We start from the raw sequence: 17385 nt of genomic DNA, 5'->3' as shown, positions 1-17385 counted from the left end.
AACCGGAAAGGTCCGGCCGGCGCCCGCCGCGAAGCGGGCGCCGGCGTTCAGCGCGCCGCCACCGGCTTGCCGAACGCGCCGAGAATCTTCTTCTCGAGCGCGATGTAGTCGCGGCCGAAGTGGTGATCGCCCTGCGTCTTGATCACGTCGGCGCCCGTGTTCACGAGCGCCGGACACATCGTGTCCTTCTCCTCCGCGCCGTAGAAGCACTGCACGAGCTGCGGCGGCACCTTCGCGATTTCCGGCGCGACCTTCAGCGCCTTGTCGCTCGCGGGCATGCCGAGCCAGCCCGTCACGCGGATCTGGAAATCGGCGGCCGGCGCGAAGCCGAGCAGCGACATCACGGCGACCTTGTCGCGCAGGTCGGCCGGCAGCCGGTTGTACGCGAACGGCATCACGTCGGCACCGAACGAGTAGCCGACCAGCGCCACGCGATTCGCATGCCAGCGCGCCATGTAGGTGCGCATCACGCGCGCGAGATCGCGGCTCACCTGCGCCGGCGGCTTCTCGCTCCAGAAATAGCGCAGGCTGTCGATGCCGACCACCGACACGCCGTCGCGCTGCAGCGCCTCGGCGATCGTCTTGTCGAGATCGCGCCAGCCGCCGTCGCCCGAGATCACGATCGCGAGCTGGCCGTTGCCGCCCTTGGCCGGCAGCTCGACGAGCGGCAGATCCGACACGTCGAGTTCGTCGCTGCTGGTGGTGTCCCGCAGGTGCGACGTGACGAGCGACACGAGCTTCGCGGAATCGCCCGCGGCCGCCGTTTCGACGAAACCCGGCATCGCGCGGCGCACGATCGTCGGATCGGGCGGGCACGGCTTGAAGCGCGGATCGAGCCTGGCCGCCGGACCGACCGATACGACGCCGGCGATCGTGTTCTCCGGCGCCATCGACAGGATCTGCTTCGCGATCGCGCCGCCCTGGCCCACGCCCGCGACGATCGGCGTGAAATAGCGCGACGATTGCGCGAGGCGTTCGAGCTGGTGGCTGACCGCTTCGGCGTCGCCGTCGAGGTGGTGGCAGGTCTCCTGCTTCGCGGCGAGATTCGTCGCGTAACGCTCCGAATCGACGCCGACCGTCATCGCACCGGCTTTCGCGAGCGCATCGGCGGCCTGCTGGTCGGCCGCGCTCCAGCCGGCCTCGCGCGAGAACAGCACGACGAAGCCGCGCAGCGGCCCGCCGGGCTTGGTCACGGTCACGGGCCCGTAGCGGCCGCCCGATACGGTTTCGGCTTTCACCGCGGCCGGCTGCGTGGCGCACGCGGCGCCGGCCAGCATCATTCCCGCGCAGGCGGCTGCCGCCCGCGCGATTCCCTTCTTCAACATCATGAACGCCGACCTCCAGCCAGCAATGACAGGTCCGCGAGCGTGACGAACACGCCGACCGAGCCCGAGGCCGCGAGATAACGCGGCTCCCAGTGCGGTTCGAACTTGCTCTTGAATGCGCGCAAGCCGCGGAAGTTGTAGAAGCGGCCGCCGAAGCGCCAGACCATCAGGCCGACCCGGTGCCACGGCGACGGCATCTTCGCCGCCCCCATCCCCGAGAACGGCGCGATGCCCAGGCTCAGCTTGCGGAAGCCCGCTTCCTTCAGATGCAGCGCGAGCTGCGTAAACAGATATTCCATCGCGTACGGCGATGCGTCCGGCAGGTGCCGCATCACGCCGACCGTCGCCTCGGTGTTGAGGTCGGTCGTCATGAACGTGACGAATGCGATCGGCTTGTCGGCCTGCCGCACGAGCATCACCGACTGCGTCGCCAGATAGCCGTCGTGGAACGCCGCCACCGAGAAGCTCTTCTCACGCGCGTCGCGGCTGTCGAGCCAGCCGTCGGAGATGTCGCGCAAGGCCGGCAGCGTGGCCGGCACGTCCGGCGGTGCGATCACCTCGACCGTCAGCGCATCCTTGTCGCCACGGCGCAGCGCGTAGCGCAGGTGCGACCGGTTCGAACCCTTCAGGTCGAACTGGTCGAGCGCGATATGCGCTTCCTCGCCGAGCTTCATCAGCGTGAGCCCCGCGTCGAGATACAGCGGCAGCGCGTTGGCGCGCACCTGGTAGAACGCCGCACGACCGCTGTGCGCGTGCGCGAGCGCGATGAACTTGCCGATCAGCGCAGGCCATTCCTCGCGCGGCCCGACCGGGTCGTGCAGCGCGGCCCACGTGCGGCCGTACTTCGCGTACATCAGGAACGCCTGGCGCGATTCGGAGAACAGGAACGACTTGTCGCCCATCAGCGCGAGGCCCGCATCGCTGCATTCCTGCGCGCGGATGATCCGTTCGGCATCCGACAGGTCCTGCGCCGCGGGCTTCACGAAACGGCCGGGCGCCGGGCGCAGCAGTTGCCACAGCGCGAACAGCGCGACGAACACGCCGGCTGCGAGCGTCGCGCGCAGCGCACGCGGCGCACGCGCGTCGAACGAGAAGTGCGACCACAGCTCGCGCGTGTACGGCACGTCGCGGAACGCGAAGAACAGCACCCACACGGCCAGCATCAGCACCATCGCCACCGACACGAACCAGCTCACCGTGAAGCGCTCCGCGAGCAGCGACGAATGGCGGTTGAAGCGGCGGCGGCTGACGAGCAGCAGCACCAGCAGCGTGCCGAGCACGCCGGCCTCGACGAACGCGAGGCCTTTCGCGAGCGACAGCGCGAGGCTTGCGAGCGTCAGCGCGAAGGTCATCCACCACGCACCGTCGAGGCGGCGCAGCAGCCCGCGCGCGACGAACAGCAGCGCGACGCCGAGCACGCTGCAGATCACCTGCGAGCCTTCGAGCACCCACAGCGGCACGAGGTGGCGCAGGATCGCGATCCGGTGCCAGAACGCGGGCGTCGCGCTCGAGATCACCAGCATGCTACCGACCGCGAACGTCACGAGGCTCAGGAACACCGGCGCGAGCTGCGACACGCGCACGGCCTGCCGCGTGACGAGCCGGCGGCGCAGCGCGCGGCCCTCGAAACCGGCCAGCAGGCCGGCCGACAGCACGAGCGGCACGCCGAAATAGATTGCGCGATACGCGATGAGCGCGGCGACCATCGCGTGCGGGGGCACTTCGCGACCGAGCGTGAAGACCATCGCGGCTTCGAACACGCCGATCCCGCCCGGCGTATGGCCGATCATCCCGAGCAGCAGCGCGGCCGCATACACCGTGATGAAGGTCGGGAAGCCGACCGGCGCGGCCGGCAGCAGCACCCACAGCGTCAGGCCCGCGGCGGCGACGTCGAGGATCGCATAGACGACCTGCGCGACGAGATCGCGCCGCGCCGGCACGTCGAACGACAGCCACTTGAAACGCGTGACGACCGGGCGCGCCGTGCTGCCGCACATCGCGACCATCGCGGCCAGCACCACGAGCAGCGCGGCGCCGGTCCACGTCAGCACGCCGGGCGCGACGTGCAGCATCGCGGCGAGCGCCTCCGGCACGCAGACCATGCCGACCGCCGTCATCAACACCATGGCGAGCGCCAGCGTGCCGCTCGTGAACACCGTCATCCGGCCGATCTGCGCGGGCGTGACGCCCGACACGCCGTACACGCGTGCGCGGACCGCGCCGCCCGTCAGTGCGCCGAAGCCGGTCGCGTTACCGAGCGCGGACCCGGCGATCGCGCCGATCCACAACGCGACGCGCGGCACCTTCGCGGCGACATAACGCAGGCCGACCGCATCGCGGGCGACGAGCGCGAGATAGCTGAGGGCCGTCGCGGCCAGCGATGCGCCCCACTCGCCGACGGACATGTGACGCAACTCGCGGATCACCGACCGGTAGTCGACGGATTCCGACAGGTGCTGGAAAACCACGATCAGCAGCAGGCCGATGCCGAGCGCGAGCAGCGGCGACAGCACACGCTCGTTGCGGATCAGCGCCCGGACACGGGCGATCACCGCCGCGGCGCGGCCGGGCGAACCAGAGTGGCGGGAAGACATAGATGTTCAGTGGTGGTGCATAGCGTGTCGCGGCGCAAGACGGCCAGGCGGCGACGTATCTGGTTGTTCTGCGTGGGCGGTCGGCCGAAGGAAATGGCAGGCGGCGCCTGGATCAGAACTTACGAGTATACGGAATTTATATTACAGAATCTTTCAGCTTCGGATTGTGCGGTTTTGTGGGGCCTCGCCCATCAAAATTGCATCAAAAATAGTGCGTTCGACAAACGCAAGGTGCGCATCATACCGGGAACCGGCGGGGATTTTTCATCGGATGAATGACTTGTGATGCATTTGGGAGAAATCTGCCGGGCGGAGCGCGAAAGGCGAGGACGAAAACATGATGGCGCGGGGCGTTTCAGGAATGGGGACAGGTTGATTCGGTGCGCTCGCACCCGCTTTGCGCCGTTACGGAATCGTACGGCGTACGGTCACTTCGCCCGCTCATGCTCCCCCAACCCGATCGCCTTGTAGTCGTAAGTCGGATAGAACTCCGTCCGATACGCACCCCACGCCGTATCTTCGAGCACCCGATTGACCTCGCGCACCCGCGATGCCGGCAACCGCAACACGACGATCTGCCCGATCCCCATCGTCACGGTCCAGCTCACCACTTCGACGCCCGGCGGCGGAAACGCCTTGTAGAACCCCTGCTTCGCCAATTGCGCGTTCAGCTCGGCGAGCGGGCGCGACTGATCGTGTTTCAGGAAGACGGTGAGCAGCACCGCATTGTCGGGCGTCGCCGCAGCCGAACCAGCGGGTACGGTCGATGTCTGGCCGATGGCCGGCGCGCTGCAGGTCACGGCCGCCACCAGCGCCGCGGCAATGGCCAAAGTACGAACCGGAAAATGAAGAGATACCGTCATGACGCGACTCCATCGTTTCGTGGCTGGAGCCGCCATCATGCGCTGCCGGGCAAATCGCCGCAGGCAGCCGGCGCAACGCTTACGCCGCGCGTGCGCCGTCGCGCTCCCGCAGCACGTCGATGAATGCGCGCAGCTTCGCCGGCACGTGCTTGCGATTCACGTAATACAGCCACATCGGCGGCAGCGTCCGGCACGCGCCCGGCAACACCTCGACGAGCGTGCCGTCGCGCAAGTCCTGTTCGATGCGCTCGCGCATGAACGCAAACGCGATCCCGACACCGGCACGCGCCGCGTCGATCACCGCATCGGCATCGTTCGTCACGAATACGCCTTCCGGATCGAGATCGACATCGCGGCGCCCGTCGTGCAGCAGCCATTTGTGCAGCCGCCCGCTCTCCGAAAACCGGAAGCGGATACATGCATGACGTTCGAGCGCCGCGATCGACGCCGGCGTGCCGTACCGCGCCAGATAACCGGGCGACGCGACCAGCGCACACGAAAGCGCCGGCGCGATCCGCACGCCGATCGTCCCCGGCTGCAGCCGGTCGGCGAGGCGAATCCCCGCATCGAACCCGTCCTTCGCGATGTCGACGAGTTCGTTCTCGTAGCGGATCTCGAGCCGCACTTTCGGATAACGCTCGCGGAATACGGCCAGCACCGGCGCGATCACGAGCGTGCGCGCCAGCGGCAGCGCGGTGACGCGCAACACGCCGCTCGGCTCGCTGCGCGCATCCCTCAGCGCGTCGCGCGCATGCACGACCTGCCGGTACGCGGGCTCGGTCTGCCGCCAGTAGTGCTGCCCGGCCTCCGTCAGGCTCACGCCGCGCGTGCTGCGATTGAACAGCTTCACGTTCAGCTCGCCCTCGAGCTGCCCGATCGCGAGGCTGACGGCAGCCGGCGTCAGGCCGAGCGCGGCAGCCGCCCGCGTGAAGTTGCCGGCCGTCGCGACCGTCATGAACACGTGCAGCCCGGCCATCGGATCGCGTCGGCTCATCATTAGAAAAACTTGAAACTCTTTCGAGCGGAATGCGGATTCTCCCATATACCGCACCTGCCTACACTGAGGCCTGTCGTCCCACTGGAGCTTCGCATGGACCCGCTCACCGCCGCGCTGCCGCTCGCAGCCGCCCGCCGTACGATCGACGCAGCACTCGCGCATGCCGCGTCGCTGCAGGTCGCCGGCGTCGCCATCGCAATCGTCGATGCCGGCGCGAACCTGCTCGCGTTCGCGCGCACCGACGACTGCTTCCTCGGCGCGATCGATCTCGCGCAGCGCAAGGCGCTGACGGCGGTCCGCTTCCGCATATCGACCGGCGCGCTCGGTGCGATGTCGGGCGACGGGCCGCTGCGCGGAATCGAGCACAGCCACTGCGGGCTCGTCACGTTCGGCGGCGGCGAACCGCTCGTCGACGGCGGCGGACGCTGCGTCGGCGCAATCGGCGTATCGGGCGGCAGCGTCGACGAAGACACCGCGATCGCCCGGCACGGCCGCGACCGCTTTCAGGCAACCCTTCCCACCACAAGGTAAGCACATGGCACGGAAACGCATCCTCATTACCGGCGCAGGCACCGGCTTCGGCCGTGAAGTGGCGCTGCGGCTCGCCGAACGCGGCCACGACGTGACGGCCGGCGTGCGCGTCACCGTCGAGATCGACGCACTGACGGACGCCGCCGCGCAACGCGGCACCACGCTGCGCGCCATCAAGCTCGATGTCACGTCGGCCGACGATCGCGCCCGCGCGGCCGAGCTGGACGTCGACGTGCTCGTGAACAACGCGGGCGTCGGCGAAGCCGGCGCGCTCGTCGACCTGCCGGTCGGGATCGTCCGCGACCTGTTCGACGTCAACGTGTTCGGGCCGCTCGAACTCACGCAGCACATCGCGCGCGGGATGCTCGCGCGCCGGCACGGCAAGATCGTGTTCGTGTCGTCGATCGCGGGCCTGATCACCGGGCCGTTCACGGGCGCCTATTGCGCGTCGAAGCACGCGGTCGAATCGATCGCGGAGGCGATGCACGCGGAGCTGGCGCCGCACGGAATCCGTGTCGCGGTCGTGAACCCCGGCCCGTACAGCACGGGTTTCAACGACCGGATGATGGAGACGACGCGGCGCTGGCACGATCCGGCCGTTCACACGGTGACGCCCGAGCGGCTGACGTTCCCGCTCGAACAGCACGATCCTGAAGAGATGATCGCGAAGATGGTCGACGTGATCGACAGCGACGGCGGCGCGTTCCGCAACCTGCTGCCGCGGTCGTCGGAAACGTTCGTCCGTGCCGAACAGGCGCGCGCGTGGGAGCGTCAGCAGTAACGCAAACCGGCGGCGGCCGGCGGTTCATGCAGGAACGCCGTGCCCGCCGCCCGGCCTGTCGCGTGCGACGTTCGCCGTCGACGGCCTTCCCGACGGACGGCCCGGCGCGGCTCGTCGCAGGCCGACGCGTCGCCCGGCGCCGGGCCCGCAAACCGGCGGGCCGCGTCGCGCCACACCGTTCGCGGTCAGTACACGTCCCGCATGTAGCGGCGCGCCTTCGCGAGCCGCGCGACGTAGTCGTTCGCGGCTTCGTCCGACATGCCGCCGTGCTCGGCGACGACGGCCTTCAGCGCGGCATCGACGTCCTTCGCCATCCGCGCGGCGTCGCCGCACACGTAGAAGTGCGCGCCTTCCTCCAGCCACGCGAACAGCTCGGCGCCCTGCTCGCGCATCCGGTCCTGCACGTAGATCTTGTCGGCCTGGTCGCGCGAGAACGCGAGATCGAGCCGCGTCAGGAAACCGCTGTCGCGCATCGCGCCCAGCTCGTCGCCGTAGTAGAAGTCCGTCTGCGCATGCTGTTCGCCGAAGAACAGCCAGTTGCGCCCGCGCGCGCCGCGCGCCTGCCGCTCGTGCAGAAAGCCGCGGAACGGCGCGACGCCGGTGCCGGGGCCAACCATCACGATCGGCACGTCGCCGTTCACCGGCGGCCGGAAATGCGCGGATTTCTGCACGAACACGGGTACGCGGCCGTCGTCCGCGCGATCGGCGAGGAACGTCGATGCGACACCTTTGCGCGCGCGCCGGCCGTTGTGATAACGCACGGCCGACACGGTCAGGTGGATCTCGCCCGGGTGCGCGCTCGGGCTCGACGCAATCGAATAAAGACGCGGCTGCATGCGCTTCAGCATCCCGACGAGTTCGTTGCCCGACAGCTCGACCGGAAACTCGTGCAGCACGTCCGCGAGTTGTTGCCCCCACAACCATTGCTTCAGGTCGCCCTTGCGGTCGTCGCCGAGCAGCGACTTCAGCGCGCCGTTCGCGCTGCGCGACGCGATGAACGTGAGCGTGTCCGGATGCGGGCGCGTGATGTCGAAATGACGCGCGAGTGCGTCGCCGAGGCGCATGTCGCCGACACCCGCCACCGACACGGGTGCATCGGCCTTCAGCGCGGTGACGGACAGCAGCTCGTCGACCAGTTCCGGGCAGTTGGTCGGCCACACGCCGAGCGCGTCGCCGGTTTCGTATTCGAGGTTCGCGCCTTCGGTCGACAGCGACACGTAACGCGTGTCCTTCGCCGCGCCCGGACGGTTGAGCCGCAGGTTCGCGACGAGCTTCGACGGCGCCGGATGCGCCTTCGTCGGCAGCAGCCCCGACGGGCCCTGGCCGCCGGACGGCACCGCGTGCAGCGCGGCATCGGCCTCCTTGATCCGCGCGACGACGCGTTCGAGCCACTGGTCGGCGTCGCGCTGGAATTCGACGTCGCAATCGACGCGCGCGCACAGGCGTGCCGCGCCGAGTTCCGCGAGCCGCGCGTCGAGCCGGCGGCCATGGCCGCAGAACTGGTCGTAGTTGCGGTCGCCGAACGCGAGCACCGCGAAGTGCACGCCGTCGAGGCGCGCAGCGCCGCCGGCCTGCAGCGCTTCCCAGAACTCGCTGCCGTTGTCGGGCGCGTCGCCGTCGCCGAACGTGCTCGTCATCAGCAGCACGTATTGCGCACCGGCGAGCGACGCCACCGGATAGTCGGACATGCACGCGGTGCGGATCTCGAAGCCCGCGTTCATCAGCTGCGTCGCGTAATCCTCGGTCAACGATTCGATGTTGCCGGTCTGCGACGCCCACAGCAGCACGACCTTCGGCCGCGTGCGCACGATCCGCACGCCGCCGGACGCGGCGGCATCGGCCGGCAGCGCGGGGGCCGCGGCGTCGGGCAAGCTCGCCGGCAGCGAGCGGCTGAACAACCCCGCGAGCATCCCGTCGAGCCAGAACCGCACCGGCGGCGTGAGCGGCGCGCCGGCCGGCAGCACCGGCACGCCGCCCTCGGGCCGGCCGGCGCTTGCCTTCAGCCCGCTGACGAACCCGGCCACATACAGCCGTTCGGTGTCCGTCAACGGCGGCGGCGCGAAGTCGGCGACGCCGAGCGCGGCCGCGAAAGTGTCGATGTCTGCCATGTCGGATTCCTGTGAAGCAGTCGCCTGCACCGTCGCCGGCGCGGGCCGTGCGTCGTCGGCGCGGGCATCGGGTTGCGCCGTCTGGTCGTCGGCGGACGCGAACGCAGCGGTCTCGACGCGCCGCAGCGCGACCGCGCAGTATTTCAGTTCGGGTTGCTGCGATTCGGGATCGATCGCGTCGTTCGTCACCGCGTTGATGCACAGGTCGTCGCCGTACACGTCGTTCCAGTGCATCGGCGCGAAGCAGTCGCCGCGCCGCACGCGCTCGGTCACGACGGCCGGCAGCACCGCGCGGCCGCGCGCCGAGCGGATCTCGACGCTGTCCTTCGCGGCGATGCCGAGCGCGCTCGCGTCGTCCGGATGCAGCTCGACGAACGGGCGCGGGTTCAGCTTGTTCAGCATCGCGACCTTGCCCGTCTTCGTCATCGTGTGCCACTGATGCTGCAGCCGCCCCGTGTTCAGCACGATCGGGAACGTGTCGTCGGGCAATTCGGCCGGATCGACGTGCGGCCGGGCGAAGAAGCGCGCCTTGCCCGACGGCGTCGGGAACGCGATGCGCGGCGCGTCGTCGCCGTCGGCGGCCGGGCGCAGCGGCTGGCTCACGCCGTCGTTCAGGTAGCGGATCGGGTGCCGCTCGCGCGCGGTGCCCGGCGCGACCGGCCACTGCACGGGCCCGTCGCGCAGCGCCGCATGGCTCGCGCCGCGCAGGTCGTAGCCCGTCGCCGGATTCGAGAAGCGGACGATCTCGTCGAACACGTCGGCCGCCGACGCATAGTCGAACGCATCGCCGAACCCCATCGCGCGCGCGACTTCCGCGACGATGCGCCAGTCGGGCAGCGCGTCGCCCGGCGGCGCGACCGCCGCGCGCATCAGCGTCATGTTGCGCTCGGAGTTGATCATCACGCCGTCGCCCTCGGCCCACAGCGCGCCGGGCAGGAGGATGTCCGCGTAGCGGTTGGTCTCGGTATCGAGGAACGCGTCCTGTGCGATCACGAGTTCCGCGGCCTGCAATCCGGCGATCACGTTCTGCCGGTTCGGCACCGTGGCGACCGGGTTCGTGCAGATGATCCAGCATGCCTTGATGTCGCCGGCCGCCATCCGCTCGAACAGGTCGACGGTGCCGTTGCCGGTTTCCTTGCGCAGCGTGCCGGCCGGCACGCGCCACAGCTGCTCGACGAAACGGCGATCGTCGTCGGACGCCACCGAGCGCTGGCCCGGCAGGCCGGGGCCCATGTAGCCCATCTCGCGCCCGCCCATCGCGTTCGGCTGGCCGGTCAGCGAGAACGGCCCGCTGCCGGCGCGGCAGATCCTGCCCGTCGCGAGATGCAGGTTGCAGATCGCGTTGGTGTTCCACACGCCGTGCGTGCTCTGGTTGAGCCCCATCGTCCAGCAGCTCATCCATTCCTGCGCGTCGCCGATCCATTGCGCAGCCGTGCGCAGGTCGGCTTCCGCGAGCCCCGTGATTTCAGCCACGCGCCCGGGCGTGTAGTCGGCGAGGAACGCGGGCATCGCGTCCCAGCCTTCGGTGTACGCGTCGATGAACGCGCCGTCGGTGCGGCCGTTCGCATGCAGCAGGTGCAGCAGCCCGTTGGTCAGCGCGAGATCGGTGCCCGGCCGGATCTGCAGGAACAGGTCGGCCTTGTCGGCGGTGCCGGTGCGGCGAGGATCGACGACGATCAGCTTCGCGCCGGCCTTTACGCGGTCCATCATCCGCAGGAACAGGATCGGATGGCAGTCGGCCATGTTCGCGCCGATCACGAAGAACAGGTTCGCGCGATCGAAGTCCTGGTACGACCCGGGCGGGCCGTCCGCGCCGAGCGACTGCTTGTAGCCGGTGCTCGCGCTCGCCATGCAGAGGCGCGAGTTCGACTCGATGTTGTGGGTGCCGACGAAACCCTTCGCGAGCTTGTTGACGAGGTATTGCGCCTCGATCGACATCTGCCCCGACACGTAGAACGACAGCGCGTCCGGCCCGTGCGTATCGAGCACCGCGCGCAGGCGGCGCGCGGTGTCGGCGATCGCGTCGCGCGCCGGCAGCGGCACGAGGTCGTCCTCGCGCGCGCGGCGCACGAACGCGCGGTCGAGCCGCCCCGAGCGGCGCAGCGCGACGTGCGCCGACGAGCCCTTCGTACACAGCCGCCCGAAGTTGGCCGGATGGTCGGCGTCGCCGGACACCTTGACGACTTCGCCTTCCTCGACGTGCAGCACCATCCCGCAACCGACGCCGCAGTACGGGCACACGCTCTTGACGGGGGTGGCGGTCATGCGCGCTCCGGGGCGGTCAGGCCGCGATCCACACGAAGCCGTCCTCGACCCGCGACGGATACGTGCTCACCGACTGCTCGGGTGCCTCCAGGCATTCGCCGGTGCGCAGGTCGAAATGCTGCTTGTACAGCGGCGACGCGACGACGATGCGCTCGCCGAGGCTGCCGATCAGCCCGCGCGACATCACGGCCGCCCGCGACACGGGATCGACGTTGCCGATCGCGAACACGCCGCCTTCCTCGGCATGCGCGACGTGAAAGACCGCGACCTGCTCGCCGTTGACGAGCGCACACACGCCAGTGTTCGGCACGATGTCGTCGAGCGCGCACACGCGGGTCCAGGACGGCGGCAGACGATCGTTCATGATGAGCTCCTTCGAAAAGACACGGGTGTCGGTCAGGGTCAAACGGTGGAGGGTTCGGTTGCGGCTTGCGTCACGCCTTCGGCGACGACGGGAATCGAAACGGGCTTGCCGCCCGCCCGTTCGCCGGGCGTCGCGGGCCGGATCTGGCCGCGCGTCTCGACGAATTCGATGGTCGTGTCCGGCGCATCGCTGTTCACGAAGTGACGGAAGCGCCTGCGCGTGTCGGGATCGGTGACGGCCCGCTTCCACTCGCACTCGTAGGTGTCGACCACGTGCTGCATGTCGGCTTCGAGTTCGGCGCCGATCCCGAGCCGGTCGTGCACAACAACGTCGATCAGGTAGTCGAGGCCGCCTTCGAGGTTGTCGCGCCACACGCTCGTGCGCTGCAGCCGGTCGGCCGTGCGCACGTAGAACATCAGCAAACGGTCGATGTAGCGGACCAGCGTCGCGCGGTCGAGGTCGGACGCGAGCAGTTCCGCGTGGCGCGGCTTCATCCCGCCGTTGCCGCATACGTACAGGTTCCAGCCCTTCTCGGTCGCGATGATGCCGACGTCCTTGCCCTGCGCTTCCGCGCACTCGCGCGTGCAGCCGGACACGCCGAACTTGATCTTGTGCGGCGCGCGCAGCCCCTTGTAGCGATTCTCGAGGTCGATCGCGAGGCCGACCGAATCGTCGACGCCGTAACGGCACCACGTCGAGCCGACACACGACTTCACGGTGCGCAGCGCCTTGCCGTATGCGTGGCCCGATTCGAAACCGGCCGCGATCAGTTCCTCCCAGATCGACGGCAGCTGCTCGACGCGCGCACCGAACAGGTCGACGCGCTGGCCGCCGGTGATCTTCGTGTAGAGCCCGTACTTCTTCGCGACCTGGCCGACCGCGATCAGCCCTTCCGGCGTGACCTCGCCGCCCGGCATGCGCGGCACGACCGAATACGTGCCGTCGCGCTGGATGTTCGCGAGGTAGTAGTCGTTCGAATCCTGCAGCCCCGCGTGTTCCTTCTTCAGCACGAATTCGTTGAAGCACGACGCGAGGATGCCCGCCACCGCCGGCTTGCACACGTCGCAGCCGAGGCCATGGCCGTGCTTCGCGAGCAGCGCGTCGAAGGTCGTGATGCGCTCGACGCGGATCAGGTGGAACAGCTCCTGGCGCGAATACGGGAAGTGCTCGCAGATATGGTTGTTGACCGCGAGGCCCTGCTTCTTCATCTCGGCCTTCATGATCTGCGTGACGAGCGGCACGCAGCCGCCGCACGACGTGCCCGCGCCCGTGCACGACTTCAGCGCGCCGAGGCTCGTCGCGCCGCCGGCGACCGCCGTGCAGATCTGCGACTTCGACACGTTGTTGCACGAGCAGATCTGGGCGCCGTCAGGCAGCGCGTCGACGCCGAGCGCCGGCTTCGCGACGCCGTCCGACGACGGCAGGATCAGGAATTCCGGCGACTCGGGCAGCTCGATGCGGTTCAGCATCATCTGCAGCAGCGTGCCGTATTCGGCCGCGTCGCCGACCATCACCGCACCGTGCAGGAACTTCCCGCAGTCGGACACGACGAGCTTCTTGTAGACCTGGCGGCGCTCGTCCGCGTACTGGTAGGTGCGGCTGCCGGCCGTCGTGCCGTGCGCGTCGCCGATGCTCGCGACGTCGACGCCCATCAGCTTCAGCTTCGTGCTCATGTCGGCGCCCGCGAACGCAGGTGCGTCGTTCGTGTCGCCGCCCAGCTGCTTCGCGACCACGCGCGCCATGTCGTAGCCGGGGGCGACGAGGCCGTACACCATGCCGTTCCAGGCCGCGCATTCGCCGATCGCGTAGATGTCGGCGTCGCTCGTGCGGCATGCGTCGTCGATCGCGACGCCGCCGCGCGGGCCGATTTCCAGGCCGCACGCACGCGCCAGCTCGTCGCGTGCGCGAATGCCGGCCGAAAACACGATCATGTCGGCGTCGAGATGGGAGCCGTCGGCGAACGCCATCCGGTGCGTGCCCTCTTCGCCGTCGACGATCTCGAGCGTGTTCTTGCCCGTATGCACGGTCACGCCGAGCGCCTCGATCTTCGCGCGCAGCATCCGGCCGCCGCCGTCGTCGACCTGCACGGCCATCAGCCGCGGCGCGAATTCGACGACGTGCGTGTCGAGCCCCATGTCGCGCAGCGCCTTCGCGCATTCGAGGCCGAGCAGCCCGCCGCCGACCACGACGCCGCGCTTCGCGTGCGTGCCGCACGCCTGCATCGCCTCGAGATCCTCGATCGTCCGGTACACGAAGCAGCCCTCACGATCGTGCCCCGGCATCGGCGGCACGAATGGGCGCGAACCCGTCGCCAGCACCAGCTTGTCGTACGCGAGCGTTTCCCCGGACGCGAGCGTGACCGTATGCGCGGCGCGGTCGATCGACGCGACGCGCGCATTCAGGCGCAGGTCGAACTGCGGATGACGCTCGAAGAAACCGGGTTCGACGAGCGACAGGTCGTCCGCCGACTTGCCCGCGAAGAACTCGGACAGGTGCACGCGGTCGTAGGCCGGGCGCGGTTCCTCGCCGAGCACGGTGACCTGCAGCGCCGCCGACGCGCCCGCTTCCGCCGCGACGCACTCGAGCAGCTTGTGGCCGACCATCCCGTGGCCGATGACGATGAGTTTCATGATGACGTTTCCCTCGGTCGATCAGTTCGCGACGCTGCCGGCAGCCAGCGCGCGGTCGCGCAGCTCGGCTTCGCGCGCCTTGTGTTCTTCGCTGAAGCGCACGGCCATCGCGCACAGCGCGGTCGCGGTGACGGCAAGGCCGAGCAGGCCGAGCGTGTGCTGCACGTCGCCGACGCCTTTGAGCAGGAAGCTCGCGGCGACCGCGCCGACGTTGCCGCCCGCGCCGACGATCCCCGCGACGCCGCCGAGTGCCTTGCGGTCGATGAAGGGCACCAGCGCGTAGGTCGCGCCGCACGCCATGTGCGTGAAGAGGCCGAACGCGAGCATCGCGACGAGTGCGATGCCGACGCTTTGCGCATGCGAGAACCAGATCAGCCCGAGCCCTTCGCCGACGATCAGCGCGCACAGCAGCATCGCGCGCACGTCGAGGCTGCGGCGCGCGGCGACCTTGTCGGACAGCCAGCCGCCGAGCGCACGTGCAAACAGGGCGAGCAGCCCGAACATGCCGACCGCGAAACCGGCGTCCTTCAGCGACAGGCTGAAGTGATCGACGTAGTACAGCGCGGCGATGTTGTGGATGAACACCTCGACGCCGAAGCACGCGCCGTACGTGATGAACAGCATCCACACGCGATAGTTACCGCAGGCCGCGAAGAAGCTCGCCCAGCCGCCCTTCTTGCCGCTGTCGACCGTCACGCCTTCCTTGCGCAGCGCGACGAAGTCGCCTTGCGGGCAATCCTGCGTGAAGCGCCAGTACGCCCAGGCCATCGCGAGCATCGCGACGCCCGGCACGACCAGCGCGATACGCCACGACGAATCCTCGCCGAAGCCGAGCATCAGGCCGGCGGCGACGAGCAGCGGCATCAGCGCCTGCGTCGCGCCCGCGCCGGCATTGCCCCAGCCGGCCGTCGTCGCGTTCGCGGTGCCGACGACGTTCGGCGCGAACATCACCGACGTGTGGTACTGCGTGATCACGAAGCCCGCGCCGATCGCGCCGATGCCGAGCCGGCAGATCAGGAACGACAGGTAGTCGTGCGTGAACGACACCGCGAACACGGGGATCGCGCCGAGCAGCAGCAGGCCGACGTACACGCGGCGCGGGCCGAAGCGGTCGCACAGCGGGCCGACCAGCAGCCGCACGGCGATCGTCGCGGCCACGGCCGCGATGTTGATGTTGGCGACCTGCGCCGCGCTCAGGTGGAATTCGCGTGCGATCAGCGGCATCAGCGGCGCGCACGCGAACCACGCGAAGAAGCACACGAAGAACGCCATCCACGTCAGGTGGAACGCGCGCATCGGCGCGGTGCGGAGGCTGAAGAGATCGATACGGGTAGCTTTGTCGGTCATGTCATCCGCCAAACGAAAAACGGCGTCCTGCGCACCCGGTCTCGTCGAGACCCGATGCGTAGGACGCCGTTGCCCATGAAGCCCGTTGCCGGGCGCGTCTGTAATCGGTACTGCCGGACGAATCGCCATTGATTCGCCCGAACCGGCTTACGCAAACGCCATGCCATGTCGCCGCGAATCGGGCCCGCAGCGCCGCCGCGCAAGGCTCGTCCGGCGTCGTGCGGCGCCCGGCGACAGCCGGCACACGATGCGCGGTGATGCAGCGAGGCACAGATGTGGTGCGATGCAGCACTGTCGCCGTGCGACATCGCGGTGCGCGCGGGCGGGGCACGATGCACGCCGATGCGGCATTGCGGCGGCCGGCGCGCGGCGGCCGCCTGTGGGCACGGGGGCCGTACTTGGCCCGCAATTGGCCCGTATTCGGCCCATACTAGGCCCGCATTTCGCCCGCACTTGGCCATCGCGCGGCGCGATACGCGCCGTTCCCGCCGCGCGGGCGCGACGGGCGACACCGGTTGGCCCGGATATTGCTGAACCCGCTGCATGACACCGGCAACGGCGCCGGTGGGCAGTCCCCTCAAAACCGGGCCCGTCGTGCAGGCGGGCCGCCCAGGACAACGGCGTCCCCCCGTGCGCGGCACGGCCGGATGCCGATACGTCGACCGCCCGCCGCCGCCGCGCAACAACGCGCTATCGGCCGCCGCATGCAGGCGGCACTGGAACACGACATGACGACAGGCAAAGTCACCCTGCTGGGCGCCGGCCCCGGCGATCCCGATCTCCTCACGCTCAAGGCCGTGAAAGCGCTGGCCGCTGCCGACGTGCTGCTGCTCGACGATCTCGTCGCGCCCGGCATCGTCGAACTCGCGCCGCAGGCGCGCGTCATCCGGGTCGGCAAGCGCGGCGGTTGCCGCTCCACGCCGCAGGCATTCATCGAGAGGCTGATGCGCCGTTACGCGCTGCGCGGCGCGCACGTGGTGCGCGTGAAAGGCGGCGAGGCGCTGCTGTTCGGGCGCGCCGGCGAAGAACTCGCGACGCTGCGCGCCGCCGCGATTCCGGTCGAGATCGTCAACGGCATCTCGTCGGGGTTCGCCGCCGCCGCGAGCCTCGGCATCTCGCTCACGCACCGCGCGCATTGCCACGGCGTCACGTTCGTCACCGCCCATCGCCAGGACCACGGCGAACCCGACTGGGCGCGTCTCGCCGCGACCGGCACCACGCTCGCGATCTACATGGGCATGAGCCGCGTCGACAGCATCGCCGCCGGCCTGCTCGCCGTGCTGCCGGCATCGACGCCGGCCGCGGCCGTGCAATGGGCCGGCACGCCCGACGAACGCCGCTGGACCGGCACGCTCGGCGATCTCGCGCACGGCATCGACGCAGCACGGCTCGGCAGTCCGGCCGTGATCCTCGTCGGCGGCGCAGTCGGCGAAACGGCCGTGGCGGAGGTGCCGGACGCGGGCACAGCCGGGGCCGCGATCGACACGGCCTTCTCCCGGGCCGCGTAGCATGCGCGACACCACGCGGCACCGGCCGCCCACCTGTCATGAAAACAGCGGCGCCGTTCGCACCGGCTGCCG

Annotated in this window: 11 protein-coding genes; 3 read left to right on the top strand and 8 right to left on the bottom strand. The window is 69.5% G+C overall.

What is annotated here, in order from left to right; all coding sequences use genetic code 11:
* Positions 1-47 precede the first annotated feature (47 nt).
* The 4 genes from E9536_RS07280 to E9536_RS07260 all read right to left on the bottom strand — a co-directional run bounded on the left by E9536_RS07280 (position 48) and on the right by E9536_RS07260 (position 5776).
* Positions 48-1328, bottom strand: a complete 1281-nt coding sequence (locus E9536_RS07280; RefSeq protein ID WP_059697369.1) for an AcvB/VirJ family lysyl-phosphatidylglycerol hydrolase — start codon at positions 1326-1328, stop codon at positions 48-50.
* Positions 1325-3919, bottom strand: a complete 2595-nt coding sequence (gene mprF / locus E9536_RS07275) for a bifunctional lysylphosphatidylglycerol flippase/synthetase MprF (RefSeq protein ID WP_136469581.1) — start codon at positions 3917-3919, stop codon at positions 1325-1327. The genes E9536_RS07280 and mprF overlap by 4 nt, the downstream gene beginning before the upstream one ends.
* Positions 3920-4347: 428 nt before the next feature.
* Positions 4348-4782: a hypothetical protein gene (locus tag E9536_RS07265; protein WP_021162920.1), complete on the bottom strand. Its 435-nt coding sequence runs from the start codon at positions 4780-4782 to the stop codon at positions 4348-4350.
* A gap of 79 nt (positions 4783-4861) precedes the next feature.
* Positions 4862-5776: a LysR family transcriptional regulator gene (locus E9536_RS07260; RefSeq protein ID WP_136469699.1), complete on the bottom strand. Its 915-nt coding sequence runs from the start codon at positions 5774-5776 to the stop codon at positions 4862-4864.
* 96 nt (positions 5777-5872) lie between these two features.
* On the opposite strand from E9536_RS07260, the gene E9536_RS07255 reads away from it, so the two are divergent.
* Together E9536_RS07255 and E9536_RS07250 are read left to right on the top strand one after the other, a co-directional pair.
* Positions 5873-6310: a heme-binding protein gene (locus E9536_RS07255; RefSeq protein ID WP_136469580.1), complete on the top strand. Its 438-nt coding sequence runs from the start codon at positions 5873-5875 to the stop codon at positions 6308-6310.
* A gap of 4 nt (positions 6311-6314) precedes the next feature.
* Positions 6315-7091, top strand: a complete 777-nt coding sequence (locus E9536_RS07250) for an SDR family oxidoreductase (protein ID WP_060371885.1) — start codon at positions 6315-6317, stop codon at positions 7089-7091.
* A gap of 185 nt (positions 7092-7276) precedes the next feature.
* Here E9536_RS07250 and E9536_RS07245 read toward each other — a convergent pair whose 3' ends face one another.
* The 4 genes from E9536_RS07245 to E9536_RS07230 are packed head-to-tail and all read right to left on the bottom strand — an operon-like array spanning position 7277 to position 15805.
* Positions 7277-11464 (bottom strand): bifunctional nitrate reductase/sulfite reductase flavoprotein subunit alpha, encoded by a 4188-nt coding sequence (locus E9536_RS07245; RefSeq protein WP_136469579.1) that lies wholly within the window; start codon positions 11462-11464, stop codon positions 7277-7279.
* Positions 11465-11480: 16 nt separating this feature from the next.
* Positions 11481-11828 carry a nitrite reductase small subunit NirD gene (nirD, locus tag E9536_RS07240; RefSeq protein ID WP_059697375.1) on the bottom strand — a complete coding sequence of 116 codons (348 nt, stop codon included), beginning with the start codon at positions 11826-11828 and terminating at the stop codon, positions 11481-11483.
* A 38-nt stretch (positions 11829-11866) separates the two neighbouring features.
* On the bottom strand, positions 11867-14458 hold the full coding sequence (nirB, locus tag E9536_RS07235; RefSeq protein ID WP_136469578.1) for a nitrite reductase large subunit NirB: 2592 nt from the start codon (positions 14456-14458) through the stop codon (positions 11867-11869).
* A 21-nt stretch (positions 14459-14479) separates the two neighbouring features.
* Positions 14480-15805 carry an MFS transporter gene (locus E9536_RS07230; RefSeq protein WP_027791812.1) on the bottom strand — a complete coding sequence of 442 codons (1326 nt, stop codon included), beginning with the start codon at positions 15803-15805 and terminating at the stop codon, positions 14480-14482.
* Positions 15806-16533: 728 nt separating this feature from the next.
* Here E9536_RS07230 and cobA point away from each other — a divergent pair.
* Entirely contained in the window at positions 16534-17313 is a 780-nt protein-coding gene (gene cobA, locus E9536_RS07220; RefSeq protein WP_136469577.1) for a uroporphyrinogen-III C-methyltransferase, read from the top strand.
* Positions 17314-17385: the final 72 nt, after the last annotated feature.

It is taken from the genome of Burkholderia sp. LS-044 (assembly GCF_004803625.1).
Classification (GTDB): Bacteria; Pseudomonadota; Gammaproteobacteria; order Burkholderiales; family Burkholderiaceae; genus Burkholderia; species Burkholderia cepacia.
Note: the sequence above shows the minus strand (reverse complement) of the source record. Positions and strands in the feature narration are given on the sequence as shown.